We start from the raw sequence: 25096 nt of genomic DNA, 5'->3' as shown, positions 1-25096 counted from the left end.
TGCGCAGGCGCTGCGCGTGCAGCGGTACCGGCACCAGGCAGGCCGGCAGCGGCGCCGGCGCGGCCGCCGCGGCCCACAGCATCGCCAGCGTGCGGCCGGCGGCGAGATTGCCGCCGAACTTGAAGCGGGTGACCAGATGGTCCAGCGGCCAGGCGTAGCGGAATGGCGCCCACGCCGCGTCCCACGGCGGCGGCCGCCGCTGGCAGGCGCCGCACAGCGCCGCCGGCGCCGGCAGCGGAATCGCACAACGGGCGCAGCAGGCGGCGTTGCGCGGCAACTCGGCGGCGCAGGCGGCGCACAGATCGCGGTCGGCGTCGCCGGGCGCGCCGCACAGCAGGCAGCGCGCCGGCAGCAGCATGCGGCGCAGCGGCCGCCAGACGCGCATCGGCGCGGAAACGCAGGACATGCGGGCCTCCCTGCCGCGGACGTTCGGCCACGATCCTAGCCGGGCGCGGCGGCGGCGCCTGCCGGCGGCAGGCCCGACGCGGCGTCGGCGCTCCTCCCGTCAACCGCACCGACCGGCGCGCGGTTGACAGCCTTCCGGCCCGCTGCGCACACTCCCGCCATTCCGTACCGGAGCATCCCGATGGCCGAGGCCGCGATCCGCCACGATTGGACGCGCGAGGAAGCGCTGGCGCTGCTGGCGCTGCCGTTCAACGACCTGCTGCATCGCGCGCACGACGTGCACCGCCGGCACCACGACCCCAACGCGGTGCAGGTCTCGACCCTGCTGTCGATCAAGACCGGCGGCTGCCCGGAGGACTGCGCCTACTGCCCGCAGGCGGCGCGCTACCACACCGGCGTCGAGGCGCAGAAGCTGTTGACGGTGGAAGCCGTGGTCGAGCGCGCCGCCGCCGCCAAGGCCGCCGGCGCCAGCCGCTTCTGCATGGGCGCGGCGTGGCGCGGGCCGAAGGACCGCGACATCGGCAAGGTCGCCGAGATCGTCGCCGCGGTGAAGGCGCTCGGCCTGGAAACCTGCGCCACGCTCGGCCTGCTCGGCGACGGCCACGCGGACAAGCTGAAGGCCGCCGGCCTCGACTACTACAATCACAACCTCGACACCGCGCCGGAGTACTACGGCGAGATCATCCACACGCGCGAATACCAGGACCGCCTCGACACGCTGGAACAGGTGCGCCGCGCCGGCCTGAAGACCTGCTGCGGCGGCATCGTCGGCATGGGCGAGACGCGCGAGCAGCGCGCCGGCCTGCTGCAGGCGCTGGCCAACCTGCCCGAGCACCCGCAGTCGGTGCCGATCAACCAGTTGGTGCCGGTGCCGGGCACGCCGCTGGAGGATGCGCCGAAGCTCGATCCGTTCGAGTTCGTGCGCACCATCGCCGCGGCGCGCCTGATGATGCCGGCCTCGATCGTGCGCCTGTCCGCCGGGCGCAGCGAGATGAGCGACGAGATGCAGGCGCTGGCCTTCTTCGCCGGCGCCAACTCGATCTTCTACGGCGAGAAGCTGCTGACCACCGGCAATCCCGACGTCGAGCAGGACCGCGCGCTGTTCGCGCGGCTCGGCCTGCATCCGATGGAAGTCGCGGTCGAATCCGGCACGGTGCATGCCGACCTGTTCGCCGCCGACACGGGTTGCGGCGGCGGCTGCGGGTGCAGCAGCGAGGCCGCGGTCCCGCCGCGCACGCTGCGCGGCGCTCCCGTCGTCATCGACGGCGGCTGCGGCTGTGGCGGCGGCTGTTCCACGGAAGGAAGCTGCGGTTGCGGCGGCGGCAGTTGCGGTTGCGGCAGCGCCGTCGAGGAAACCGGCTGCGGCAGCGGCTGCGGTTGCGTGGCCGCCTGACGACGAACCGGCCCCGTCCGCGCGGATCGCGCGGCGGGTCCGGAAAGGGCCAGGGTGATCCCGATGTCCCGTCCCGATCTGCTCGAACGCATCGCTGCCGCCCAGGCCGACCTGGCGCGCGATCATCTGGTGCGCCGCCTGCGCACCGTCGGCGCCGCGGACGGCCCGTGGCTGACGCTGGACGGGCGCCGCCTGCTGTCGTTCGCCAGCAACGACTACCTCGGCCTGGCGCAGCATCCCGCGCTGCGCGAGGCGCTGACGGCGGCGGCCGCGCAGTGGGGCGTCGGCGCCACCGCCGCGCACCTGCTCGGCGGCCACCGCGCGCCGCACGCCGAACTGGAAGCGGCGCTGGCCGCATGGACCGGCCGCGAGAAGGCGCTGCTGTTCTCGACCGGCTACATGGCCAACCTCGGCGTGCTCGACGCGCTGCTCGGCGAGGGCGACCTGTGCGTGCAGGACCGCCTCAACCACGCCTGCCTGATCGACGGCGCGCGCCTCGCCGGCTGCGAGCTGAAGCGCTATCCGCACGCCGACGCCGACGGCGCCGCGCGCCAGCTCGCCGGCACGGCGGACGCCGCCGCGCTGCTCGCCAGCGACGGCGTGTTCAGCATGGACGGCGACGTCGCGCCGCTGGCCGCGCTGGCCGCGCTGTGCAAGCGCGAGGGCGCAACGTTGATGGTGGACGACGCGCACGGGCTCGGCGTGCTCGGCCCCGACGGCGCCGGCAGCCTCGCCGCCGCGGGCCTGACGCAGGCCGACGCGCCGGTGCTGATGGCGACGCTGGGCAAGGCGCTCGGCGTCGCCGGCGCGTTAGTCGCCGGCCCGGCCGTGCTGATCGACTCGCTGGCGCAGTTCGCGCGCACCCACGTCTACACCACGGCGACGCCGCCGGCGCTGGCCGCGGCGACGCTGCGCGCGGTGGCGATCGCGCGCGCCGAGGGCGAGCGCCGCGAGCGCCTCATGCGGCTGATCGCTCTGTTCCGCGACGGCGCGCGCGCGCACGGCCTCGCCCTGCTCGATTCGCCGACGCCGATCCAGCCGGTGCTGGTCGGCGACAGCGGCGCGGCGCTGGCCGCCGCCGCCGCGCTGGAAGCCGCCGGCTTCTACGTGCCGGCGATCCGTCCGCCGACCGTGCCGCAAGGCAAGGCGCGCCTGCGCGTCACGCTGTCCGCCGCGCACGCGCCGAGCGACGTCGAGCGCCTGCTCGACGCGCTGGCCGCGGTGCTGAAGGCAACCTCCCTCGCCCCGGCGGGGAGAGGGTCGGGGTGAGGGGGTGCCGTCCACAGGACGGCCGCTTCATCGCGACACCAGCGCGCTGCGCGCGTCCCGCTCACCCTGCCTCTCCCCGTGGGGAGAGGGGAAAATGACTGCAACACGATTCCGCCTCCCGATCCTGCAATGCCCGAACTGTTCATCGACAAACGCGGCCGCGGCGCCGCGCAGGTGGTGCTGATCCACGGCTGGGCGATGCACGGCGGCGTGTTCGCGCCGCTGGTCGCCGCGCTGGAGGATCGCTGCACGCTGCACGTGGTCGACCTGCCCGGCCACGGTCGCTCGCGCGACTGCGGGCTGCCGCTGGAAGCCGCCGCGTGCGCGCGCGCGATCGCCGCGCGCACGCCGCCGGCGCTGTGGCTGGGCTGGTCGCTGGGCGGGCTGATCGCGCTGACCGCCGCGCTGGACATGCCGACCCAGGTGCGCGCGCTGGCGATGCTGTGCGCCTCGCCGCGCTTCACGCGCGGCGAGGACTGGCCGCACGGCGTCGAGCGCGACGTGATCGAACAGCTCGGCCGCGACCTCGACCGCGACTACCGCGCCACGCTGGAGCGCTTCCTCGCGCTGGAAACGCTGGGCAGCGAACGCGCGCGCGAAGAGCTGCGCCTGCTGCGCGCCGACCTCTACGCGCGCGGCGAGCCCGACCCACGCGTGCTACACGAGGGCCTGGCGCTGCTCGACGCCACCGACCTGCGCGCGCGCCTGCCCGAGCTGACCCGGCCCAACGCCTGGATCGCCGGCCGCCGCGACCGCCTGATCCCCTGGGCCGGCATGGCGTGGAGCGCCGAGCAGTGCGAGGGCAGCTTCGCCTGCATCGAACACGCCGGCCACGCGCCCTTCCTCGGCTACGCCGCGGAACTGGCCGCCGCACTCGAACCGCTACTGTCGGAAATCGCATGAACATCGCACCACGCGACACCGCGCGCCCACTCCTGTCGAGGAAGCGCGCATGAGCGACGCCCACCTCGACCGCCGCCAGGTGCGCCGCGCCTTCGCCCGCGCCGCGCGCAGCTACGAGCACCACGACACGCTGCAGCGCGAGGTCGGCGCGCGCCTGCGCGAGCGCCTGCCGATGCTGGAAACCGAAGTCGAGCGCGTGCTCGATATCGGCGCCGGCACCGGCGCCGGCAGCGCCGCGCTGAAGCAGGCCTGGCCGCAGGCCGAAGTGATCGCGCTCGACCTCGCCGTGCCGATGCTGCGCGGCGCCAGGGCGCACCGCACCTGGCGCCGGCCGTTCGCGCGCGTGTGCGCCGACGCGCAGGCGCTGCCGCTGCCCGACCGCTGCGTCGACCTGCTGCACTCGAATCTGTGCATCCAGTGGATCGACGATCCGGAATCGCTGTTCGCCGAATGGCTGCGCGTGCTGAAGCCGGGCGGCCTGATGCTGGTGTCGACGTTCGGCCCGGATACGCTCATCGAACTGCGCCAGGCCTGGGCCAGCGTCGACGACGCGCGCCCGCACGTCGGCCGCTTCCTCGACATGCACGACCTCGGCGACGCCGCGCTGAACGCGGGCTTCCGCGATCCGGTGCTGAACGTCGAGCGCCTGACCGTGACCTACCCCGACGCGCCGGCGCTGCTGCGCGAGCTGAAGGGCCTCGGCGCCACCAACGCCGATGCCGCGCGCGAACGCGGGCTGACCGGCAAGACGCGCTTCAAGCGCATGCTGGAAGCCTACGACGCGCTGCGCGTCGACGGCCGCATCCCGTCGACCTGGGAAGTCGTCTACCTGCACGCCTGGGGCCCGCCGGAAGGCCAGCCGCGCCGCGTGCGCGGCGCCGAGATCGCCACCTTCTCGCTGGACAAGCTGCGCGGCTCGCGACGCGGCGCATGATTCCGCGCCCGCTTGCCCCGGGGCACCTCCCCGCGGCGGCAGGGGAAGGCGCACGGGCACATCGCGCCCGCCCCCGCGCATGCGAAGGCGAGCGCCCGGCGGTCGCTCAGAAGCTGTACTTCACCGTCGCGCCGCCGCCCCAGTCCGGGCTGCCGTCGGCGAAGCCGGCCAGCACGTAGGCCTGCACGCGCCAGGCTTCGCCGATGCGGTGGTTCCAGTACGCGGTCGCCTCGCTCTGCTGGAAGCCGGCGTCGGAGATCTTCTCGCGGTAGTAGTAGTACGCGCCGACGCTGTCCGCCTCGCTCAGCTTGTAGCCGGCGCCGAGGTTGGCGTTCCAGCCGTTGTGCAGCGGAATGAAGTCGGAGCTGCCGTAGTTGGTGTAGCCGGCGCCGCCGAACACGGTCCACGCGCCGAAGCCTTTGTACAGGTCCACGTTCAGGCCGTAATCGTTCTTGCCGGTGCCGAGGCCCTTGTTCTCGTCGGCGGTGCCGAACTTGACCTTGCCGGTGACGACGACGCCGAACTGCGCGGCGTCGTCGCTGTAGAGCTGGTAGGTGGCCTGCGCGACCACGTCGCCGAGGCCGGACGCGGAGCCGGTGGTCACGGCGCTCGGCGGCGTCGGCATGCCGCCGCGGCCGCGGCCGCGGCCCTGCGGATTGGTGTTCTCCACGCGGCCCACGCCCGGGATGACGTTGTTGGCGCCGCTGATGCTGATGTACGGCACGGTCAGCTTGAACGACCACGGGCCGGTCGCGTAACCGAAGCCCAGCGGCACGTCCCAGATGTCGGTGCTGGTGTCGGTGCCGTACTTGCCGGTGGTGTAGTCGACGCCGGCGGACGCGACGAACTTGCCGTCGTCGGCCGCGTGTGCAGCGGAAGCCGCGAAGGCGAGCAGGCCGATGGCGAGCAGGCCGCGGAGATGTCGTTGGGTCATGGGGTGGGGTCCTTCTGCAGGGGCGAAAACGTGCGGCCGCCGGTTCGGGGCGGCCACACGGGAAAGCTCAGGTTGCGGTGCAGCGATCAGCCGCCAGGGCGACCGACGTGGTCGGGGCGATCCGGGCGTTGCGGACGCTCCGGACGCTCCGGGCGATCCGGACGAGCCGGATGCTCCGGACGATCGGCATTGGCGACCCGGTCGACGCCGTCCGGCTTGCCGTGATCGGCGCCTGCCTGGCTCTTGTCGGTGTGCGAGGCGCTGACGACGGCGCCGAGACTGACGCCCAGCGTCTTGGCGATCTGGCCCCAGCCTTGTCCGTCGGCGCGCAGCGTCAGCACGCCGGGCAGCGTCGTCGTGCCGCCGTCGGCGAGCGTGATGGTGCCGCCGTTCAGCGCGGCCTCGATCTGGGCGGCGGTCGGATCGGTGATGCCGAGCTTGGCCAGCTCGTCCTTGGCCAGCGCCAGCGAGATGTTGACCTCGCCGTAGCCCAGATTGCCGGTGGCCGGCTGGAACGTGGTCGCGGTGGTGCCGGTGGTGCCGTCGGGGTTGGTGACGCTGGTGTCGAGCGTTACCGACGCGCCGTCGCGCAGGCCGTTCACCAGCGCCTCGGCGTTGCTGTCGGAACCGGCGAAAGCGGCGTAGGTGGTGGCGAGCTTGTCGGCTGCGGTCGAACGGGTAGCGGTCGACGCATCCGGCGCGTCGCTGGCCCAGGCCTGCGTACCGGCGAAGACTGCGAGCAGGCTCGCGCAAAGAAGCGAGAGGACGGGACGCTGAACGCTCATACGAAACCTCCAGGGATGGTCCTGCACGGATTGCCCCCTGCGGCGAGGTACGCCGTACCGCAACCGCGTGGCGCCATGCTCTGCGCGGCGGCCGGCGCGCGCAACGTCGTCGCCGCGCGCCGTTCAACGCGCGTTTCTGCGCCGCCACGGCATCTAGCGCACGGCATCCGAGGCAACCGCCGAGTCGATCGCAAATTCCGATGCGGAAGCGCGCGGGGCAGCGATGCGCGGTGGTGCCGACCATGCCGATCACACGATGGCGCGCGCGAAAACGGCCGCGGCGAGATCAAGCTGGTCGCAAGCTACATTCAGCGAAACACGCGGAACGGAATGCGCGGCGCACGCATCGCGACCAGCCCGTCGCGCTCCGCTGCGCTCAGACCTCGTCGTGGCGGAAGCAGCTCACGAGATGGTCGTTGACCATGCCGACCGCCTGCATGAAGGCGTAGCAGATCGTGGACCCGACGAAGTGGAAACCGTGCCTGCTGAGTTCCCTGCTCATGCGGTCGGAGATCGCGGAGCGCGCGGGCACGTGGCTGGCGTGCACCCGGTAGTTGACGATCGGTACGCCGTCGACGAAACCCCACAGCCAGGCGTCCAGGCTGCCGTGCGCTTCGATCGCCGCCAGCGCGGCGCGCGCGTTGTCGCGCGTGGACACGATCTTCAGGCGGTTGCGGATCAGGCCCTCGTCCTTCAGCAGCTTCTCCAGCTCGGCCTCGCGCATGCGCGCGATGCGCTCGATGTCGTAGCCATGGAACGCCTCGCGGTAGCGTTCGCGCTTGGTCAGCACGGTGCGCCAGGACAGCCCGGCCTGCGCGCCTTCCAGCGTGAGGAACTCGAACAGCACGCGGTCGTCGTGCTGCGGCACGCCCCATTCGCGGTCGTGGTAGTCGCGCTCGAGCGCGCTGGCCTCGGCCCACGGGCAGCGCTTGCGCTGATCGGCAGACATCCCCACCCCCCTGACGAGGTCCGCGCCGCCTGCCGGCGGCGCCTGGCGCGCCTTTGTATACCTTTTGGAGCCGCGGCGCACGGCGCGATCGCCCCGCCGCGCTGGCGGCCCCCGGCCCGCTGCGGCAGACTCGGCGGATGCGCGCGCCCGCCTTGCGCGCCGTGGCGCTCGGTCTCGCCGCGGCGCTGTTCTTCACCCTGACCTACGTGCTCAACCGCGGCATCGTCGAGGGCGGCGGGCACTGGGCGTGGGCGGTGGCGCTGCGCTACCTGATCACCCTGCCGCTGCTGGCCGCGGTGCTGCCGTTCCAGGGCGGGCTGGGCGCGCTGCCGCGCGAATTGGCGCAGCACCGGCGCGCCTGGCTGCTGTGGAGCGGCGTCGGCTTCTTCGTGTTCGGCATCGGCCTGACCTGGGCCGCCGCCAGCGGCCCGGCCTGGCTGATCGCCGGCAGCTTCCAGAGCACGGTGCTGGCCGGGCCGCTGCTGGCGCCGCTGATCTACCGCGACGCGCGCGGACGCCTGGCTTGGGCGCCGCTCGCCGTCGGCGCGCTGATCGTCGCCGGCGTGCTGGCGATGCAGCTCGGCCACGCGCACGGCGCGCTCGACCGCGCCGGCTGGCTGGCGCTGGGCGCGGTGCTGGTCGCGGCGTTCGCCTACCCGCTCGGCAACCGCATGATCCTGCTGCACCTGGAGCGCAGCGGCAGCGCGCTCAATGCGACCCAGCGCGTGTTCGGCATGACCCTGGCCAGCCAGCCGTGGTGGATCGTGCTGGCGGCGTGGGCATGGTTCACGGCCGGGCCGCCGTCGCCGCGGGAGATCCTGCTGGCCGGCGGCGTGGCGCTGTCGTCGGGCGTGATCGCCACCATCCTGTTCTTTGCCGCGACCGCGCGCGTGCGCAACGACCCGACCGCACTGGCCGCGGTCGAGGCGATGCAGTCGGCCGAACTGCTGTTCTCGTGCGCGCTCGGTGCGCTGTTCCTCGGCGAGCCGTGGCCGCACGGCGCGGCGGCGCTGGGCGCGCTGGCGGTGGTTGCCGGCATCGCGCTGTTCAGCGGACTCAGCGCGCGCGGCGCGGCCGGCGACGCGCGCGCCACGCGCGCGCTGCGCACCGACCGTGGCGCCTAGGGTGCTCTGATCAATTCCGTGCAGGCGTCACCGGCGCTGCCCGCGCAGCAGCCGCCGGAGCGCGCCTACAGCATGCGCTTGAGCGTGTTGTCGCGGCTGACGAAGTGGTGCCACAGCGCGGCGAGGACGTGCAGGCCGATCACCCAGTAGAAAACCTCGCCGATGGTTTCGTGCACTTCCTCGAAGTCGTGCGCGAGCTCGTGGTTGGGCGTTGCCAGAAAGCTGGGCAGCGTCAGCCCGCCGAAGAAGTTCACGCTGTCGCCGTCGAGTTGCAGCACGATCAGGCCGAGCAACGGCTGCACCAGCAGGAACAGGTAGAGGGCGAGGTGGGTCAGGCGCCCCAGCAGCTCCATCCAGCCGGCCGGCGTCGGCGTGACCGGCGGCGTGCCGTAACGGGCGCGCGCCCACACGCGCGGCAGCAGCAGCACCAGCACGCCGATGCCGGCCCAGAAGTGGTACTGCTTGAGCGCGTCGCGCAGCGGCGTGCCCTTGGGCACGTAGCCCTTCAGCTCGATGAACAGGTAGGCCAGCGCGACCAGGATGAAGCCCAGCCAGTGCAGCCAGCGCACCGGGGCGGCGTAGCGGGGACGGGCGGCGGCGACAGTGGCCATGGGCGCTCCTCGATCATGCGGTGGGTGCGGGCAGGATTCTGCCCGCTATGCGGACTTGCCGGAATGGGCTTGCCGGACGCGGCCAGCAGGCACGCGCGCGGCCGCGCCGGCCTTGACCACGGTCAAGGCCACCCCGCGGCGCAATGCCGCGGTTCGGATCAGGCGCCGAGCTGGCGCCTCCAGTCCTCGAGGTTGCGGCACTCGCCGACCCGCGCGATGCGGCCGTCGCGGATCGCGAAGAACGCGCCGGCCGGCAGCACATAGCGCTGGCCGCGCGCCTTCGGCAGGCCGGCGGCGTCGGCGAGGTAGGTGCCGTGCACGGTGAATTCGGCGGCGGCGCGGCGGCCGTCGGCGCTGGCCATCGCCACCACGTCCTCGACGCGCTCGCGGTAGCAACGCGCCCGCTGCACGAGGAACTCGGCGAAGCGCGCGCGGCCCTGCTCGCAGCCGCCCTGGTTGATGTCGTGGACGACGCGGTCGTCGAGCAGCGCGAGCATGCCGGCCCACTCGCCGCGGTTGAAGGCGTCGTAGTAGTTCTCGATCAGGGCGATGCTCTGCGCCTGCATGGCGCGCTCCGGGACGCTGTGGCGGGTGCGTATGATACGGGCATCCGCCCGCCGTTCCGCGCGCCCCGAACCCGCCGATGCCCGAAGCCGACTCCCGCCGCGGCGCGCTGTACGCGCTGGCCGCGCTGACCCTGATCTGGAGCTACAACTGGGTCGTGATGAAGCAGGCCCTGCAATACTCGGGGCCGTTCACGTTCTCGGCGCTGCGTTACGTGTTCGGCACGCTGGTGCTGTTCGGCCTGCTGGCGCTGCGCCGCGAATCGCTGGCGCCGCCGCCGCTGGGGCCGACCCTGGCGCTCGGGCTGGCGCAGACCACCGGCTTCCAGGCGTTGGTGCAGCTCGCGCTGGTCGGCGGCGGCGCCGGCCGCACCGCGCTGCTCGCCTACACGATGCCGTTCTGGGTGGTGCTGCTGGCGTGGCTCGTGCTGCGCGAGCGGCCGAGCGCGCGCCAGTGGCTGTGCCTGGCGATCGCCGCGGCCGGCCTGGCCTGCGTGCTGGAGCCGTGGCGCGGGCTGGGCGGCATGCGCAGCACCGCGCTGGCGCTGGCCGGCGGACTTTCATGGGCGATCAGCGTGGTGCTGGCCAAGCGCATGTTCGCCGGCGGCAGGGTCGGCGCGCTGCAACTGACCGCGTGGCAGATGCTGCTCGGCACGCTGGTGCTGGTCGCGCTGGCGCTGCTGATGCCGGAACGGCCGATCGACTGGGCGCCCGGCTACGTCGCCGCGCTGGCCTACAACGCGCTGCTGCCCGCGGGCGTCGGCTGGGCGCTGTGGCTGTACATCGTGCAGCGGCTGCCGACGCACGTCGCCGGCCTGACCAGCCTCGCCGTGCCGATGACCGGCGTGCTGCTGGCCTGGGCGATCCTCGGCGAGCGCCCCGATGCCGCGGAAGCGACCGGCATCGCGCTGATCGCCGCGGCGCTGCTGACGCTCAATTTCGCGCCGCGGCGCCATTGAGCGCGCCAGCGGCTACCATGCCGCGAACGTTCGTCGACCACGCCGCATGAATCCGTTCGAATACCTCAGCGTGATGATTTCGGTGGTGCTCGGCTTGGCGCTGACCGAACTGGCCACGCTGGCCTCCGGCCTGGTGATGCACCGCGAGCGCGTGCGCTGGGACTGGATCCCGCTGGCGTGGGCGCTGCTCGTCTTCCTCGCCATCCTGCAGTGGTGGTGGCACTTTTTCCGCTGGAGCGACTACGACCGCTGGACGTTCGGCATGTACGCCGCGCTGGCCTGCCAGCCGCTGGTGATCTTCCAGGCGGTGCGCGCGCTGCTGCCGCATCCGCGCGCGGAAGGGCCGCTCGACCTGCGCGGACACTTCGAGCACAACAGTACGCTGTTCTACGCGCTCGGCCTGTGCAGCCAGACGCTGGACCTGGTGCTCATGGTCGTCGGCCGTCGCCTGCCGCTGGCGGCGGTGCTTTCCGAATGGACCTACACCGCGTTCTTCGCGATCTTCGCCGTCGGCATCTTCGCGCGCCGGCGCACCCTGCACGTCGCGCTGATCCTGCTGGCGTGGCTGGCCTACGGCTATGTGACCCTGGTCGCCGTCGCGCAGCCGCTGCTCGGCTGAGGCGCCGCGGGAACGGGGCGCTCAACGCCAGGGCAGCGCGTCGAGGTCGACATTGCCGCCGGTGAGCACCAGGCCGACACGCCGCCCGGCGAAGCGCTCGCGATGGCGCAGCAGCGCCGCCAGCACGGTCGCGGCCGACGGCTCCACCACCAGCTTGAGGCGTTCCCACAGCAGGCGCATCGCGGCGATCACTTCCGCGTCGTTGACCGGCAGCACCTCGACCGCATGCGCGCGCAGCAGCGCGAAGTTGGGTTCGCCGAGGGTGCCGCGCAGGCCGTCGCAGACCGTGTCAGGAGTGAACGCGGTCCAGCGCTCGCCGCGGCGCATCGACTCGTAGGCGTCCGGTGCGCCCTCCGGCTCGGCGGCGTAGATGCGCATCGACGGGTCCAGCCCGTGCGCGGCGATGGCGCAGCCGCCGACCAGGCCGCCGCCGCCGATCGGCGCGATCAGCGCGTCCAGCGCACCGGCCTGGTGCAGCAGCTCCAGCGCCACCGTGCCCTGCCCCGCGACCACGCGCGGATCGGTGTACGGGTGCACCAGCGTCGCGCCGGTCGCCGCCTGCACCTCGGCCGCCTTCGCCTCGCGCGCGGCCATGGTCGGCGCGCAGGCGTGCAGCGTGGCGCCGGCCGCCTCGATCGCGGCCAGCTTCGCCTTCACCGCGCCCTGCGGCACCACCACGTGCGCGGGGATGCCGCGCGTGCGCGCCGCCAGCGCCAGCGCGGCGCCGTGGTTGCCGGAGGAGTGCGTGACCACGCCGCGCCGCGCCGTGTCCTCGTCCAGCGACCACACCGCGTTGCAGGCGCCGCGGAACTTGAACGCGCCGGCGCGCTGCAGGTTCTCGCACTTGAACGCGAGCCGCGCGCCGGCGGCGGCATCGAGGCTGCGCGAATGCAGCACCGGGGTGACGTGCGCGTGCGCGGCGATGCGCGCGGCGGCGGCGCGGACGTGCTCGAGAGTAAGGTCGAAGGCGGCCATGACCGCGCAGTCTAACGCTTGCGCCGCGCTTTAACGCAGGTCATACGCGGCGCCGCGGTCGGCGTGCTAGCCTCGCGTCTTTACGCGGCATCCGCAACGCCCCGATGACCTCGCCCGAAGCCGCCGGCGCGCCCGGCACCCGCCCCGTCCTGCTCAGCGACTACCGCGCGCCCGCCTGGCGCATCGAGCACGTCGAACTCGAGTGCGATCTCGACATCGACGCCAGCGAAGTGCGCGCGCGCCTCGCGCTGCGCCGCGACCCCGCCCGCGACGAACCGCTGCGCCTCGACGGCGAGCGCCTGGCGCTGCAATCGATCCGGCTCGACGGCCGCGCGCTCGGCGCCGGCGACTACGCGCTGGATGCCGAGGGCCTGACCGTGCCGGGCGCGCGCGACGGCAGCGTGCTGGAGACCGTGGTGCGCATCGAGCCGGCGCAGAACACCGCGCTGGAGGGCCTCTACCTCAGCGGCACGCGCGCGGCCGGCTTCCTGCTGACCCAGTGCGAGGCGCAGGGCTTCCGCCGCATCACCTATTCCCTCGATCGTCCCGACGTGCTGGCGCGCTACACGGTGACGCTGCGCGCGGATCGCGCGCGCTTCCCGGTGCTGCTGGCGAACGGCAACCCGGACGGCGCCGGCGAGCTGGCCGACGGCCGCCACTGGGCGCGCTACGTCGACCCGCATCCGAAGCCGAGCTACCTGTTCGCGCTGGTCGCGGGGCGCCTGGAGCGGATCGAGCGCGACTACGTCACCGCCGAGGGCCGCGCGGTGAAGCTGCGCATCTTCGCCGAAGCCGACGCGATCGGCCGCTGCGGCTACGCGCTGGACGCGCTCGAGCGCGCGATGCGCTGGGACGAGCGCGTGTACGGCCGCTGCTACGACCTCGACGTGTTCCACATCGTCGCCACCCACGACTTCAACATGGGCGCGATGGAGAACAAGGGCCTCAACATCTTCAACGCCAAGTACCTGCTCGCCGACGCGGACAGCACCACCGACGACGAGTACCGGCAGATCGAGGCGGTGATCGCGCACGAGTACTTCCACAACTGGAGCGGCAACCGCGTCACCTGCCGCGACTGGTTCCAGTTGTCGCTGAAGGAAGGCCTGACCGTGTTCCGCGAGCAGAGCTTCGCCGCCGACATGAGCTCGCCGGCGCTGAAGCGCATCGAGGACGTGGCCACGCTGCGCCGCGCGCAGTTCCCCGAGGACGCCGGCCCGCTGGCGCATCCGGTGCGCCCGGAGCAGTACCGCGAGATCAACAATTTCTACACCGCGACCGTGTACGAGAAGGGCGCGGAACTGGTGCGCATGCTGGCCGGGCGGCTCGGCGCGGACGGCTACCGCCGCGGCACCGATCTGTACTTTGCCCGCCACGACGGCCAGGCGGCGACGGTCGAGGATTTCCTCAAGGCGCTGGGCGACGCCAACGGCGTGGACCTGGCGCCCTATCTCGCCTGGTACCGCCAGGCCGGCACGCCGCGCGTGCGCGCGCGCGGCGCCTACGACGCGGCCACGCGCAGCTACGCGCTGACGCTCGGCCAGCACACGCCGCCGACGCCCGGCCAGGCCGACAAGCGGCCGCTGCCGATCCCGCTGCGCGTCGCCCTGTTCGCGCGCGACGGCCGCCTGCTGCCGCTGCGCCTCGACGGCGAGGCCGTCGCGGCGAGCGAGGAACGCGTGCTGGAACTGGCCGCGGCGGAACAGACCTTCCGCTTCATCGACGTGCCCGAGCCGCCGCTGCCCTCGCTGCTGCGCGGCTTCTCCGCGCCGGTGATCGTCGAGGGCGACGACGCACCCGCGGACCTCGCCTTCCGGCTGCGCCACGAGTCCGACGGCTACAACCGCTGGGACGCCGGCCAGCGGCTGGCCCAGCTCGCCTTCGACGCCACGCTGCGCGGCGCCGCCGGCGGCGCGCCGGCCGCATGGTGCGAGGCGCTGGCCGCGCTGTTCGCGGAAGCGTCGCCGGACCCCGCCCTGCTGGCCGAGCTGCTGACACCGCCGCCCGCGGTCGAGCTGGGCGAGCGCTGCGCGGAACTCGATCCCGACGCCGTGCACGCCGCGCGCGAGACGCTGGAACGCATGCTGGCGGCGCGCCTCGGCGACGCCCTCGAAGCGCGCTACCGCGCGCTGCACGCGCACGCCGATGCCGCGCCCGATGCCGCCGGCGCGGCGCGGCGCCGGCTCAAGCGGCGCGTGCTGGAGCTGCTGTGCCGGCACGCTCCGGCGCGCGGCCACGCGCTGGCCGCGACGCAGTTCGCCGACGCGCGCGGCATGACCGACCGCCTCGCCGCACTGGCCGCGCTGGTGCGCAGCGGCGCGGCCGGGGCCGACGACGCGCTCGCGCGCTACCGCCAGCGTTACGAGGGCAACGCGCTGGCGCTGGACAAGTGGTTTGCGCTGCAGGCGCAGGTGCCGTCCGCGACCGCACTGGAGCGCGTGCAGGCGCTGGCGCACGACCCGGCCTTCACGCTGCGCAATCCGAACCGCGCCTACGCGCTGCTGCGCAGCTACGCGCAGGCCAACCCGGTCGGCTTCCACCGCGCCGACGGCGCCGGCTACGTCTGGCTGGCCGGCCGGCTGCGCGAGCTGGACGCGATCAACCCTTCGGTCGCCGCGCGGCTCGCCACCGCCTTCAACGGCTGGCGCCGGCTGGAACCGGGGCGGCGCCGGCACGCGCACGACGTCCTCGCCGGATTGGCCGCCGACACGGCGCGGCTGTCGCGCGATCTCGCCGATATACTTGAGCGCACCCTGGCCGGCTGAACCTGCGTTTCAGGCATGCTTATGCTTGGCCGCGACCGATGTGCGCTCGCGCGCGTCATCGGGGCATGGGCCGCGATCGGGAGGTGTGCCATGCGGTATCTGTCCCTGCTTGCCGCTGCGCTCGCCCTCGCCGGTTGCGCGGTCGAGCCGAGCTACACCCACGTGCAGGGCGCCGGCGATTACTACGTCGGCCGCTCCGCCTACGGCGACGCCGATACGGTGATCGACTACGGCCGCTCGTGGAGCCCGACCTGGTGGGGCCCCGGCTTCGTCACCAACCCGTGGTACTACGCGCCGCCGCCGGTGATCGTGGTGCCCGAGCCCACGCGCCGCCCGCCGCCGCGGCGCGACCGCAAGCTCGGCATCGAGCCCGACGAGCGCGCGCGGCCGCCGGCGGACATGGCGCGTCCAGGCCACCCGCCGGCCGCGGCGCGGGCCGCGCCTGCGCCCGCACCCCGCGCCGTGCCGGAGCGGCGTCGCCGGCACGACGACGGCGGCATGCGCCCCTGACGCGGGGTGCCGCGGGAAAGCATGCAGGCGGAATGCGCGCGGCGGCTTCCGCCGCCCGTCGCTACCGGCTACGGGGAATGCGCGCGGCGCGCGCGAGACGTCAGGCGGGCAGGCGGCTGAGCGCGGCGCAGATGCGGCTGCGGCGCTGTTCCAGCGCGGGCAGCAGGACACCCTGTTCCGCTGCGGAACGGCGGCTGCGGATGTCCTCGATCGCCATTTCCACGCGCGCCATCTCGACGATCAGATCGTGGCGCAGGAACTGCGGATCGACGTTGACGGCAGCAATGGCATTCATGGGGAGGCTCCAGGTGCGTCGCGTCACACTTGCAGTGTGATCCATGCACATGACGTGCCAGCAACCGGCATCCCGACACCGCCGTGCCGCCGGCAACGGGCCGGGCCCGGCCCTGACACGACGCGTCGCAAGCTGACGGCCGACGGCACCGCCAGATGAACCTTATTTATTGATTCCGTTCACGGTACGTTGGGGTCGGAACCGCAATGATCGGGCCGCGCAAAAAAAAGCCGCGCGGGTCGCGCGGCTCGATACGCCAGTCTTTACGGTTCTGGCGCCCGGCATATGGTCATCCTGGATTCCCCCTGTTCCTGAGACCGCCGGGCGCCAGTCCTTCTTTCCCACGCTGATCGTTCCGGGGCTGCGTGAGGTGCGTCCTCCCACCGGCGCGCAACCGGCCCCTGATTCCGGTTATCGACGTGCTCGCAAACGCCGTGCGCCGGTGGGAGTGCACGAGACGTTGAAGCAGGTTCCGTGCCAGCACGGCACCCCTCGCGGCAGCGATACAATGCGCGCCTTCGCCTGCTTGGCGGCCGCAAGCCGCATTCTCCGATGGACCTCGAACAGCACTACGACGTGATCGTGGTCGGCGGCGGGCGCGACGCGGTGGCCGCAGGCCACGCGGCCTGCCGGTGGCAGGCCGCGAGCGGCGCGCGCCCGAGGCAGGAAGCCGAGGGCGGGGTGACTTGGCGAGGCCAGGATGGCCGCGCCTAGTCACCGACGTGGCCCCCATGCACCCTGACAGTACATCTCATGGACAGCCTTACCTGCTATGACGTGATCGTGGTCGGCGGCGGCCACGCCGGCACCGAGGCCGCGCTCGCCGCGGCGCGCCTGGGCGCGCGCACGCTGCTGTTGACGCACAACCTCGAGACCATCGGCCAGATGAGCTGCAACCCGGCCATCGGCGGCATCGGCAAGGGTCACCTGGTCAAGGAGATCGACGCGCTGGGCGGCGCAATGGCGCACGCCGCCGATCGCGCCGGCATCCAGTGGCGCACGCTGAACGCCTCCAAGGGCCCGGCCGTGCGCGCCACCCGCTGCCAGGCCGACCGCGCGCTGTACAAGGCCGCGATCCGCCGCGTGGTCGAAGCCCAGCCCGGCCTGCATCTGTTCCAGCAGGGCGTGGACGACCTGCTGATCGAAGGCGAGCGCGTGACCGGCGTGGTGACGCAGATGGGCCTGACCTGCCGCGCCGCGACCGTGGTGCTGACCGCCGGCACCTTCCTCGCCGGCAAGATCCACGTCGGCTTCGCCCAGTACGCCGGCGGCCGCGCCGGCGACGCGCCGGCCATCACGCTGGCGCAGAAGCTGCGCGAGCTGCCGCTGCGCGTCGACCGCCTGAAGACCGGCACGCCGCCGCGCATCGACGGCCGCAGCATCGACTACGCCGCGCTGCAGGAGCAGCCGGGCGACGATCCGGCGCCGGTGTTCTCCTTCCTCGGCGCGCGCGCGGAGCATCCGCGCCAGGTGAGCTGCTGGATCACGCACACTTCGGCGCGCACGCACGAGCTGATCCGCGGCGCGCTGGACCGTTCGCCGCTGTACACCGGCCGCATCGAGGGCATCGGCCCGCGCTACTGTCCGTCGATCGAGGACAAGGTGGTGCGCTTCGCCGACAAGGACAGCCACCAGGTGTTCGTCGAGCCGGAAGGGCTGGACAGCGCCGAGGTCTACCCCAACGGCATCTCCACCTCGCTGCCGTACGACGTGCAGGTGGCGCTGGTGCGCTCCATCGCCGGCTTCGAGCGCGCGCACATCACCCGCCCCGGCTACGCCATCGAGTACGACTACTTCGATCCGCGCGGCCTCAAGCCGTCGCTGGAAACCAAGGCGATCGCCGGCCTGTTCTTCGCCGGCCAGATCAACGGCACCACCGGCTACGAGGAAGCCGCCGCCCAAGGCCTGATCGCCGGCCTGAACGCCGCGCGCCACGCGCTCGGCCGCGAGCCGTGGACGCCGCGCCGCGACGAGGCCTACATCGGCGTGCTGATCGACGATCTCACCAGCAACGGCACCCGCGAGCCGTACCGCATGTTCACCTCGCGCGCGGAGTACCGCCTGCATCTGCGCGAGGACAACGCCGACCTGCGCCTGACCGAGCAAGGCTATGCGCTCGGCGTGGTGCCGCCGGAGCGTTACGACGCGCTCTGCCGCAAGCGCGAGGCGGTGGAGCGCGAGCGCGCGCGCCTGCAGGCGCTGTGGGCGGCACCCGGCAACGCGCTCGGCGCGGCGATCGCGCGCGACCTCGGCGTGGCGCTGACGCGCGAGACGCCCGTGCTCGACCTGCTGCGCCGTCCCGAGCTCGACTACGCCACGCTGATGGCCGTGCCCGAACTCGGCCCCGGCCACGACGATCCCGGTGTCGTCGGGCAGCTCGACGTACAGGCCAAGTACGCCGGCTACCTCGAGCGCCAGCGCGACGAGATCGCGCGCCAGCAGCGCCAGGAAGGCACGCGCATTCCCGACGATTTCGACTACGACGCCGTGCGCGGCCTCTCCGCCGAAGTGCTGGCGAAGCTGAAACAGGTGCAGCCGCAGACCGTCGGCCAGGCGGCGCGCATCAGCGGCGTCACCCCGGCCGCGATCGCCCTGCTGCTGGTGCACCTGAAGCGCCGTGGCGGTCGTAGTGCGGCCTGAAAGGGCCGGGACGCGCCTGCTCGCGCGGCGCAGCGCAGGCGTGATGGTCGCCGTCGCCGCCTGGGCGCAGGCCGCCGCGCCTGACGTCCAGCCGCCCACGGTCACGCCCTATCGCCCTACCCTATCCGATCCTGCAGGCTTGCCGGTCCCCGGCTGGCTGGAGGGGGAGTTCGGCGGCCTTCGCGTACTGCATGAGGACGGCTCGCGTTCGGATACCGTGCCGTTCCTCCTGAAATACGCCTTCGACGAAGACCACGGGGTGCTGTTCGGCGGCGACGCCTTCGATCGCGAGGTGGATGCGGCCGGTCCTCATGGCGGCGGCATGGGCGACACCTATCTGGAGTGGAAGCAGCGTTTGCCGATGCGCGAGGGGCTCGCGTTCGGCTACGAGATCGGGCCGGTGTTACCGACGTCGGCGCAGGGTGTCGGCCTCGACAAGCCCGCGTGGCTGCTGAACGGCATCCTCAGCTCGGGCGTCGGCGCACTGCACCTCGACATCAACGTCGGCGCCACGCGTTACGCCACCCGCTCGCCCGGCGCATCCCGCTGGCAAAGCGGGTGGGCGGCGGCAATGTCGTGGCCGCTGGGCGATCGCTTCGGCGGCGCCATCGAGCTGTCCGGCAACAACCGGCGCGGCATCGGGCACGCTCACCAGATGCTCGGCACCGCCAACTTCATGGCGAGCCGCCGCCTCGTATGGGACGCGGGCCTCGCTTACGGCCTGGATCGGCGTACGCACGATCTTGGCCTGTTCGCGGGCGGGACCGTCCTGCTGGGTCGCCTGCGCTGACCTCGGCGGACACGGCGCGTCCGGAACGATCACCCGCGTTGCTAGAATCGTGCGTTTGCCGGGCCGTCGAGGCGGCTCACGACGTTTGCGTCTGCAAGGAGTCCACCGACCGCATGCCCAGCATCGAACAACGCATTGCCCAGGACATCGCCGCGCAGCCGGCGCAGGTCAAAGCCGCCGTGGATCTGCTCGACGGCGGCGCCACCGTGCCGTTCATCGCGCGCTACCGCAAGGAAGCCACCGGCGGCCTCGACGACACCCAACTGCGCCTGCTGGAAGAGCGCCTGCGCTACCTGCGCGAACTGGAAGAGCGGCGTGCCGCGATCCTGGAGAGCGTCGGCGAACAGGGCAAGCTGAGCGACGAACTGAAGGCGCAGATCCTCGAAGCCGACACCAAGGCGCGCCTCGAGGATCTCTATCTGCCGTACAAGCCGAAGCGCCGCACCAAGGCACAGATCGCGCGCGAAGCCGGGCTGGAGCCACTGGCGCTGGCGCTGCGCGAGGACCCGACGGTCGCGCCGGAGACGCGCGCCGCGGCGTTCGTCGACGAAGGCAAGGGCGTGCCCGACGTCAAGGCCGCACTGGACGGCGCGCGCGCGATCCTGATGGAGGCGATCGCCGAGGACGCCGCGCTGGTCGGCGAGCTGCGCGACTGGCTGTGGAGCAAGGGCCAGATCCGCGCCAAGGTGATCGAAGGCAAGGAGCAGGCCGGCGCCAAGTTCCGCGACTACTTTGATCACGCCGAACCGATCGCGAAGATTCCCTCGCACCGCCTGCTGGCGCTGCTGCGCGCGCGCAACGAGGGCGTGCTCGAACTCGAACTCGTGGCCGGCGCCGATGCGGAGCAGGGCCACGCCGAAGCGGAAGGCCGCGTCGCCGTGCACGCCGGCATCGCCGCGCGCGGCCGCGCCGCCGACGCCTGGCTGCTGGAGACCGTGCGCCTGGCCTGGCGCGCCAAGCTGCACCTGCACCTGACCCTCGACCTGTTCGGGCGCGCGCGCGAGGCCGCCGAGGACGCGGCGATCCGCGTGTTCGGCGACAACCTGAAGGACCTGTTGCTGGCCGCGCCGGCCGGTCCGAAGGCGGTGATGGGCCTCGATCCCGGCATCCGCACCGGCGTCAAGGTCGCGGTGGTCGACGCCACCGGCAAGCTGCTGCACGCCGGCGCGATCTATCCGCACGAGCCGCGCAACGAGTGGGACCGCTCGGTCGCCGCGCTGGCGGCCGCCTGCAAACAGTTCGACGTACGCCTGATCGCGATCGGCAACGGCACCGCCTCGCGCGAGACCGACAAGCTGGCCGGCGAGGTGATCCGCAAGCATCCGGAGCTGAAGCTGGCCAAGATCGTGGTCAGCGAGGCCGGCGCCTCGGTGTATTCCGCCTCCGAGCTGGCGGCGAAGGAATTCCCCGAGCTGGACGTGTCGCTGCGCGGCGCGGTGTCGATCGCGCGGCGCCTGCAGGACCCGCTGGCCGAGCTGGTGAAGATCGAGCCGAAGGCGATCGGCGTCGGCCAGTACCAGCACGACGTCAACCAGGCGAAGCTGGCGCGCGCGCTGGACGCGCGCGTCGAGGACTGCGTCAACGCGGTCGGCGTCGACGTCAACACGGCCTCGGCGCCGCTGCTGGCGCGCGTGGCGGGGCTCTCGCCCGGCGTCGCCGAGAACGTGGTGCGCTATCGCGACGAGCACGGCGCGTTCCGCAGCCGCCGCGCGCTGCTCAAGGTACCGCGCCTCGGCGACAAGGCGTTCGAGCAGGCCGCCGGCTTCCTGCGCATCCCGCACGGCGACGATCCGCTGGACGCCAGCGCGGTGCATCCGGAGGCCTATCCGGTAGTCGAGCGCATCCTCAAGCAGTGCGGCCGCGAGGTGAAGCAGGTGATCGGCGACGGCGCGTTCCTGCGCGCGCTGAAGCCGGAGCAGTTCACCGACGACCGCTTCGGCGTGCCGACCGTGCGCGACATCCTCAAGGAGCTGGAGAAGCCGGGCCGCGATCCGCGCCCCGAGTTCGCCGCGCCCACGTTCGCCGAAGGCGTGGAAGACCTGAAGGACCTCATGCCCGGCATGGTGCTGGAAGGCCGCGTCACCAACGTCGCCGCGTTCGGCGCGTTCGTCGACGTCGGCGTGCACCAGGACGGGCTGGTGCACGTCTCGGCGCTGTCGCACACATTCGTGAAGGATCCGCGCGACGCGGTCAAGGCCGGCGACATCGTCAAGGTCAAGGTGCTGGAGATCGACCTGGCGCGCCAGCGCATCGCGCTCAGCATGCGTCTGGACGATACCCCCGGCGAAGCGCGCAGCGGCCGCCCTGCGCGCGAGGCGCGGCCGGCCAGCCGCGACGGCGCACGCCCGGCGGGATCGCGTCCGGCCGCCAAGCCCGCCCCCGCGCCATCCAACAGCGCCCTGGCCGACGCCTTCGCCAAGGCGCTCAAGCGCTGATCGGCGCGCTTGCGCGCGCCGTTGCAGCGTCGCAGCATGCGCCCGGGTATGGTTTCGATTACCGTAGGCCGACAGCGGCCGCGTGCAGGGGGGAGCGCGCGCGTCGCGGAAACGGCCGCCGCGCGCGGCCCGTCCCCGATCGACAAGAACAGCAAGGAGTCTGCAATATGCCGCGTATCCGCATTCTCGCCGGCGCCGTCGCGCTGGCGCTGGCCGCCGGCGCCGCCCAGGCCGGCACGTTCGACAACGTGGTCGTGATCGGCGACAGCCTGAGCGACAACGGCAACATCGCTCTGGCCTCCGGTTTCCCGGAGCCGTCGCGCTTCACCACCAACCCCGGCACGGTGGCGATCGAGAACGTCGCCAGCTACTTCGGCTTCACCCTGGCGCCGTCGCTGACGGGCGGCACCGACCTCGCCTTCGGCGGCGCCGGTGTACTCAACAATTCCGTTGCCGGCCCGATCCCGACCCTGCCGCAGCAGTTCGCGCAGTACCTCGCCGCCACCGGCGGCCAGGCCGATGCGAAGACGCTGTACAGCGTGTGGGGCGGCGGCAACGACATCCTCTTCCACGCCGGTATGGTCCAGCTCGCTGCCGAAACCCCGCAGCAGGCGCAGGCCGGCGTGCTGGCGGCGGCGCAGGCCGAGGTCGGCCTGCTGAACCAGATGGCGCAGGCCGGCGCGCGCTACGTCGTGGTGTTCAACCTGCCGGACGTCGGCAGGACCCCGGCTGGGCTCGCCGGCGGCGCGGCCGCCAGCCAGAGCCTGACCGGCCTGTCGATCGGCTACAACAGCGTGCTGAACAGCGGCCTGGCGTCGCTGAGCGGCGGCGACGTCAACATCATCCCGGTCGACACCTTCCGCCTGATCAGCGAGGTGATCGCCAACCCGGGCGCGTTCGGCTTCACCAACGTCACCGCGCCGGCCTGCACCACGTCGAGTTCGCTGACCTGCACGCCGGCGACGCTGGTCTCCGCCGATGCCGCGCAGAACTACCTGTTCGCCGACGGCGTGCACCCGACCACCGCCGCGCACGCCATGCTGGGCCAGTTCGTGGTCGCCGAGATCACCGCGCCGCTGCAGATCTCGATGCTGGCGCAGGCGCCGCAGACCGCCTATCGCACGCACGCGCGCGCGATCGGCAACCAGCAGCTCGCCGACTACGACCGCCAGGGCGACGGCCTGCGCTGGTTCGCCAGCTTCGACTACGACCGCCAGCGCATCGACCAGACCGACGTCTCGCCCAAGCTCGATACCAACCAGAGCACGCTCACGGTCGGCGCCGACGCGCACGCCAGCGACAACCTCTCGGTGGGCATGGCGCTCGGCATCGCCAGCCAGAACGCCGATTTCGCCGGCGGCCTGGGCGGCTTCAAGCTGCAGGACCTGATGTTCTCCGGCTACGGCCTGTACCGCATGGGGCAGGGCTACGTCGGCGCGATCGGCACCTTCGGCAGCCTCAGCTACAACGACATCGACCGCAACATCCAGCTCGGCCAACTGCGCCGCACCGAGCACGGCGAGGCGCCGGGCTCGCAGTCGGCGTTCGAGGTCAACGGCGGCTATCGCTTCGCGTTCGGCGGGCTGCAGACCGGTCCGTTCGCGGGCATCGCCTATCAGCACGCGCGCGTCGGCACGTACACCGAACAGGCCGGCGACAGCTCGAGCATGTGGTTCGCGCGGCAGAACCGCGAGTCGCTGGTCGGCCGCCTCGGCTGGGACCTGATCGGCAGCTTCCAGGCCGGCGGCACTACCCTGCGCCCGTACGCCGCGATCGCCTACGAGCACGAGAACAACACCGACCCGTACATGGTGCGCACCGGCTCCAGCACGATGAACGGCAGCTTCAAGCTTCCGGGCTACACGCCGGACTCGAGCTGGATCAACGCCGACCTCGGCCTGTCCGCCGACTTCAGCGCGAACTTCACCGGCTACGTCAGCTACAGCGGCCGCTTCGGCGACAGCAACCAGCGCAACGACAGCCTGAACCTCGGGCTGAAGATGAGCTTCTGAGCACGACGCGCGCACCGCGGGCCGCGGTGCGCGCGCTTCTGCAGAAACGAAAAGGCCGTCCTCGCGGACGGCCTTTTCGTGGGGGGAAGCTCGAAACCGCTGCTACTTCTTGCCGACCTTGGCGAGAATCGCCGCCGCGTCGTCGTACAGGGCCTTGGCCGCATCGTCCGGCAGCGGGCCGGTCTTGCCGCCCTCGACGCGCTCCTTAAGCACCAGGTTGCCCTGTTCGTCCCAGCCGGCGCGGTCGATCGTGGAAGGCTTCTCGCCCTGGTGCGCCATCTTCTGCTGGATCACCACCCACGGCTTGCCGTCCTGATAGGCGATGTCGGTGCTGGTAGCGCCCTTGTCGAAGTAGTCGACCCGCTCGCGGATGAAGGCGACCTCGCCCTTCTCGCGGAACACCTGCCAGCCGCGCGAGGCGGACTCGCCCAGCGCGGTGCCTTGTTCGATCTTCATGCCGCCGATGCGGTTCTTGACCTGCTTGTAGCTGTCCATCAGCTTTTCGGCAGGGGTGGCCTCGGCCACCATCTTCACCGCGACCTGCGCCGGCGCGCCCTTGGTCAGCACCGGATACTGCAGCGGCGTGGTGTAGTGGCGCTCGCCGTCGACCATCTCCGCATGCAGCACGTAGAGGTCGGTCGCGACGATATCGGCGGGCTTGAAGTCGAGGCTGAACGACTGCGGCAACTGGCCAACCGGGTCGACGGTCTTCGACGCCACCGTACGCACCGGCTGCTGGGAGACGTCGACCAGCGACAGGTCCAGGCGCGCCTGCGGCGACACCTTGGCATCCGCATCGCGCAGCGACACGGTGCCGGTCACGGCGGTGATGGCCGCCTGCCCGGCGCCACTCGCTGCCTGATCCGGCGACTGGGAACCGCTGCAGCCGGCGACGAACAGGGTCGCGGCCAGCAGCGGCATAGCAATGGTACGCATGGGGGATCCTCTCAAGATACGCATGACCACGGGAAACCGTGAGCCGCCTCGAACGCGCGCAAACGCCGCCGGGGCGACTACAAACGGGGAAGGGTAGCGGCAACCGGTCCCACGCGAAAGGCGAAGATGGTAACAGGCAAGCGTGCGACTTCACATAACGTGAAGGCGGCACGATTCGTGACCTACCGTCCGCGGGCGCCCCGGGCGCCTCGCCGGATCCGGGCAACGCCAAATGCCGGTGCGGCCAAGGACCCCCGACCGCCCTCGCTCGTTCCCGGTGCGGGACCGCC

The 25096-nt window shown here is 72.4% G+C and carries 22 protein-coding genes and 1 pseudogene; 14 read left to right on the top strand and 9 right to left on the bottom strand.

Translation table 11 applies throughout. The annotated features are described in order from the left end of the window. Positions 1-406: double zinc ribbon domain-containing protein (locus ABFC67_RS12290; RefSeq protein ID WP_346738321.1), on the bottom strand; the 406-nt coding region annotated here is incomplete at its 3' end. 180 nt (positions 407-586) lie between these two features. On the opposite strand from ABFC67_RS12290, the pseudogene bioB reads away from it, so the two are divergent. The 4 genes and pseudogenes from bioB to bioC form a co-directional block, all read left to right on the top strand. Next, positions 587-1624: pseudogene (gene bioB / locus ABFC67_RS12285) on the top strand (biotin synthase BioB); the annotation flags it as partial. A 237-nt stretch (positions 1625-1861) separates the two neighbouring features. Beyond that, positions 1862-3067: an 8-amino-7-oxononanoate synthase gene (gene bioF / locus ABFC67_RS12280; protein WP_346738320.1), complete on the top strand. Its 1206-nt coding sequence runs from the start codon at positions 1862-1864 to the stop codon at positions 3065-3067. A gap of 129 nt (positions 3068-3196) precedes the next feature. After that, on the top strand, positions 3197-3970 hold the full coding sequence (gene bioH, locus ABFC67_RS12275; RefSeq protein WP_346738319.1) for a pimeloyl-ACP methyl ester esterase BioH: 774 nt from the start codon (positions 3197-3199) through the stop codon (positions 3968-3970). Between the two features lie 49 nt (positions 3971-4019). Continuing rightward, a complete protein-coding gene (bioC, locus tag ABFC67_RS12270) occupies positions 4020-4904 on the top strand; it encodes a malonyl-ACP O-methyltransferase BioC (protein WP_346738318.1) in 885 nt (294 codons plus the stop codon). 106 nt (positions 4905-5010) lie between these two features. On the opposite strand, the gene ABFC67_RS12265 is transcribed toward bioC, so the two are convergent. The 3 genes from ABFC67_RS12265 to ABFC67_RS12255 form a co-directional block, all read right to left on the bottom strand. After that, on the bottom strand, positions 5011-5838 hold the full coding sequence (locus ABFC67_RS12265) for a transporter (protein ID WP_346738317.1): 828 nt from the start codon (positions 5836-5838) through the stop codon (positions 5011-5013). 86 nt (positions 5839-5924) lie between these two features. Continuing rightward, a complete protein-coding gene (locus tag ABFC67_RS12260) occupies positions 5925-6623 on the bottom strand; it encodes a hypothetical protein (protein ID WP_346738316.1) in 699 nt (232 codons plus the stop codon). Positions 6624-6999: 376 nt separating this feature from the next. Beyond that, positions 7000-7572 (bottom strand): DNA-3-methyladenine glycosylase I, encoded by a 573-nt coding sequence (locus ABFC67_RS12255; RefSeq protein WP_346738315.1) that lies wholly within the window; start codon positions 7570-7572, stop codon positions 7000-7002. Between the two features lie 137 nt (positions 7573-7709). Here ABFC67_RS12255 and ABFC67_RS12250 point away from each other — a divergent pair, with 137 nt between their 5' ends. Beyond that, the gene (locus ABFC67_RS12250; RefSeq protein ID WP_346738314.1) at positions 7710-8696 is read left to right on the top strand and encodes a multidrug resistance efflux transporter family protein; all 987 of its coding nucleotides are present in this window, start codon (positions 7710-7712) and stop codon (positions 8694-8696) included. A gap of 65 nt (positions 8697-8761) precedes the next feature. Here ABFC67_RS12250 and ABFC67_RS12245 read toward each other — a convergent pair whose 3' ends face one another. Together ABFC67_RS12245 and ABFC67_RS12240 are read right to left on the bottom strand one after the other, a co-directional pair. Then, positions 8762-9307, bottom strand: coding sequence for a cytochrome b (locus tag ABFC67_RS12245; RefSeq protein ID WP_346738313.1), 546 nt, complete (start codon positions 9305-9307; stop codon positions 8762-8764). A gap of 158 nt (positions 9308-9465) precedes the next feature. Further along, positions 9466-9873 (bottom strand): ketosteroid isomerase-related protein, encoded by a 408-nt coding sequence (locus ABFC67_RS12240; protein ID WP_346738312.1) that lies wholly within the window; start codon positions 9871-9873, stop codon positions 9466-9468. 77 nt (positions 9874-9950) lie between these two features. Here ABFC67_RS12240 and ABFC67_RS12235 point away from each other — a divergent pair, with 77 nt between their 5' ends. Then, positions 9951-10829, top strand: coding sequence for a DMT family transporter (locus ABFC67_RS12235; protein ID WP_346738311.1), 879 nt, complete (start codon positions 9951-9953; stop codon positions 10827-10829). 46 nt (positions 10830-10875) lie between these two features. Further along, positions 10876-11448, top strand: a complete 573-nt coding sequence (locus tag ABFC67_RS12230) for a hypothetical protein (RefSeq protein ID WP_346738310.1) — start codon at positions 10876-10878, stop codon at positions 11446-11448. A gap of 21 nt (positions 11449-11469) precedes the next feature. On the opposite strand, the gene ABFC67_RS12225 is transcribed toward ABFC67_RS12230, so the two are convergent. After that, positions 11470-12423, bottom strand: a complete 954-nt coding sequence (locus ABFC67_RS12225) for a pyridoxal-phosphate dependent enzyme (protein ID WP_346738309.1) — start codon at positions 12421-12423, stop codon at positions 11470-11472. Between the two features lie 104 nt (positions 12424-12527). On the opposite strand from ABFC67_RS12225, the gene pepN reads away from it, so the two are divergent. Continuing rightward, complete coding sequence (pepN, locus tag ABFC67_RS12220) at positions 12528-15188, top strand: aminopeptidase N (RefSeq protein WP_346738308.1); 2661 nt, start codon at positions 12528-12530, stop codon at positions 15186-15188. A gap of 90 nt (positions 15189-15278) precedes the next feature. Then, entirely contained in the window at positions 15279-15698 is a 420-nt protein-coding gene (locus ABFC67_RS12215; RefSeq protein WP_346738307.1) for a hypothetical protein, read from the top strand. 100 nt (positions 15699-15798) lie between these two features. Here ABFC67_RS12215 and ABFC67_RS12210 read toward each other — a convergent pair whose 3' ends face one another. Further along, a complete protein-coding gene (locus ABFC67_RS12210) occupies positions 15799-15993 on the bottom strand; it encodes a hypothetical protein (protein WP_346738306.1) in 195 nt (64 codons plus the stop codon). A gap of 552 nt (positions 15994-16545) precedes the next feature. Here ABFC67_RS12210 and ABFC67_RS12205 point away from each other — a divergent pair. The 5 genes from ABFC67_RS12205 to ABFC67_RS12185 all read left to right on the top strand — a co-directional run bounded on the left by ABFC67_RS12205 (position 16546) and on the right by ABFC67_RS12185 (position 23870). Beyond that, positions 16546-16707, top strand: a complete 162-nt coding sequence (locus ABFC67_RS12205; RefSeq protein WP_346738305.1) for a hypothetical protein — start codon at positions 16546-16548, stop codon at positions 16705-16707. A gap of 39 nt (positions 16708-16746) precedes the next feature. Then, a complete protein-coding gene (gene mnmG / locus ABFC67_RS12200) occupies positions 16747-18633 on the top strand; it encodes a tRNA uridine-5-carboxymethylaminomethyl(34) synthesis enzyme MnmG (protein WP_346738304.1) in 1887 nt (628 codons plus the stop codon). 43 nt (positions 18634-18676) lie between these two features. Then, positions 18677-19423: a hypothetical protein gene (locus ABFC67_RS12195; RefSeq protein WP_346738303.1), complete on the top strand. Its 747-nt coding sequence runs from the start codon at positions 18677-18679 to the stop codon at positions 19421-19423. Positions 19424-19536: 113 nt separating this feature from the next. Beyond that, positions 19537-21858, top strand: coding sequence for a Tex family protein (locus tag ABFC67_RS12190; protein ID WP_346738302.1), 2322 nt, complete (start codon positions 19537-19539; stop codon positions 21856-21858). 167 nt (positions 21859-22025) lie between these two features. Beyond that, complete coding sequence (locus tag ABFC67_RS12185) at positions 22026-23870, top strand: autotransporter domain-containing protein (RefSeq protein ID WP_346738301.1); 1845 nt, start codon at positions 22026-22028, stop codon at positions 23868-23870. A gap of 102 nt (positions 23871-23972) precedes the next feature. Here the strand turns inward: ABFC67_RS12185 and ABFC67_RS12180 are convergent, their stop codons facing one another. Continuing rightward, positions 23973-24806, bottom strand: coding sequence for a YbaY family lipoprotein (locus tag ABFC67_RS12180; RefSeq protein ID WP_346738300.1), 834 nt, complete (start codon positions 24804-24806; stop codon positions 23973-23975). Positions 24807-25096 lie beyond the last annotated feature (290 nt).

Origin of the sequence: Mizugakiibacter sp. (assembly GCF_039680435.1) — a bacterium.
In the GTDB taxonomy this organism is placed as follows: domain Bacteria; phylum Pseudomonadota; class Gammaproteobacteria; order Xanthomonadales; family Rhodanobacteraceae; genus Mizugakiibacter.
This window is presented reverse-complemented; position numbering and strand designations above follow the sequence as displayed.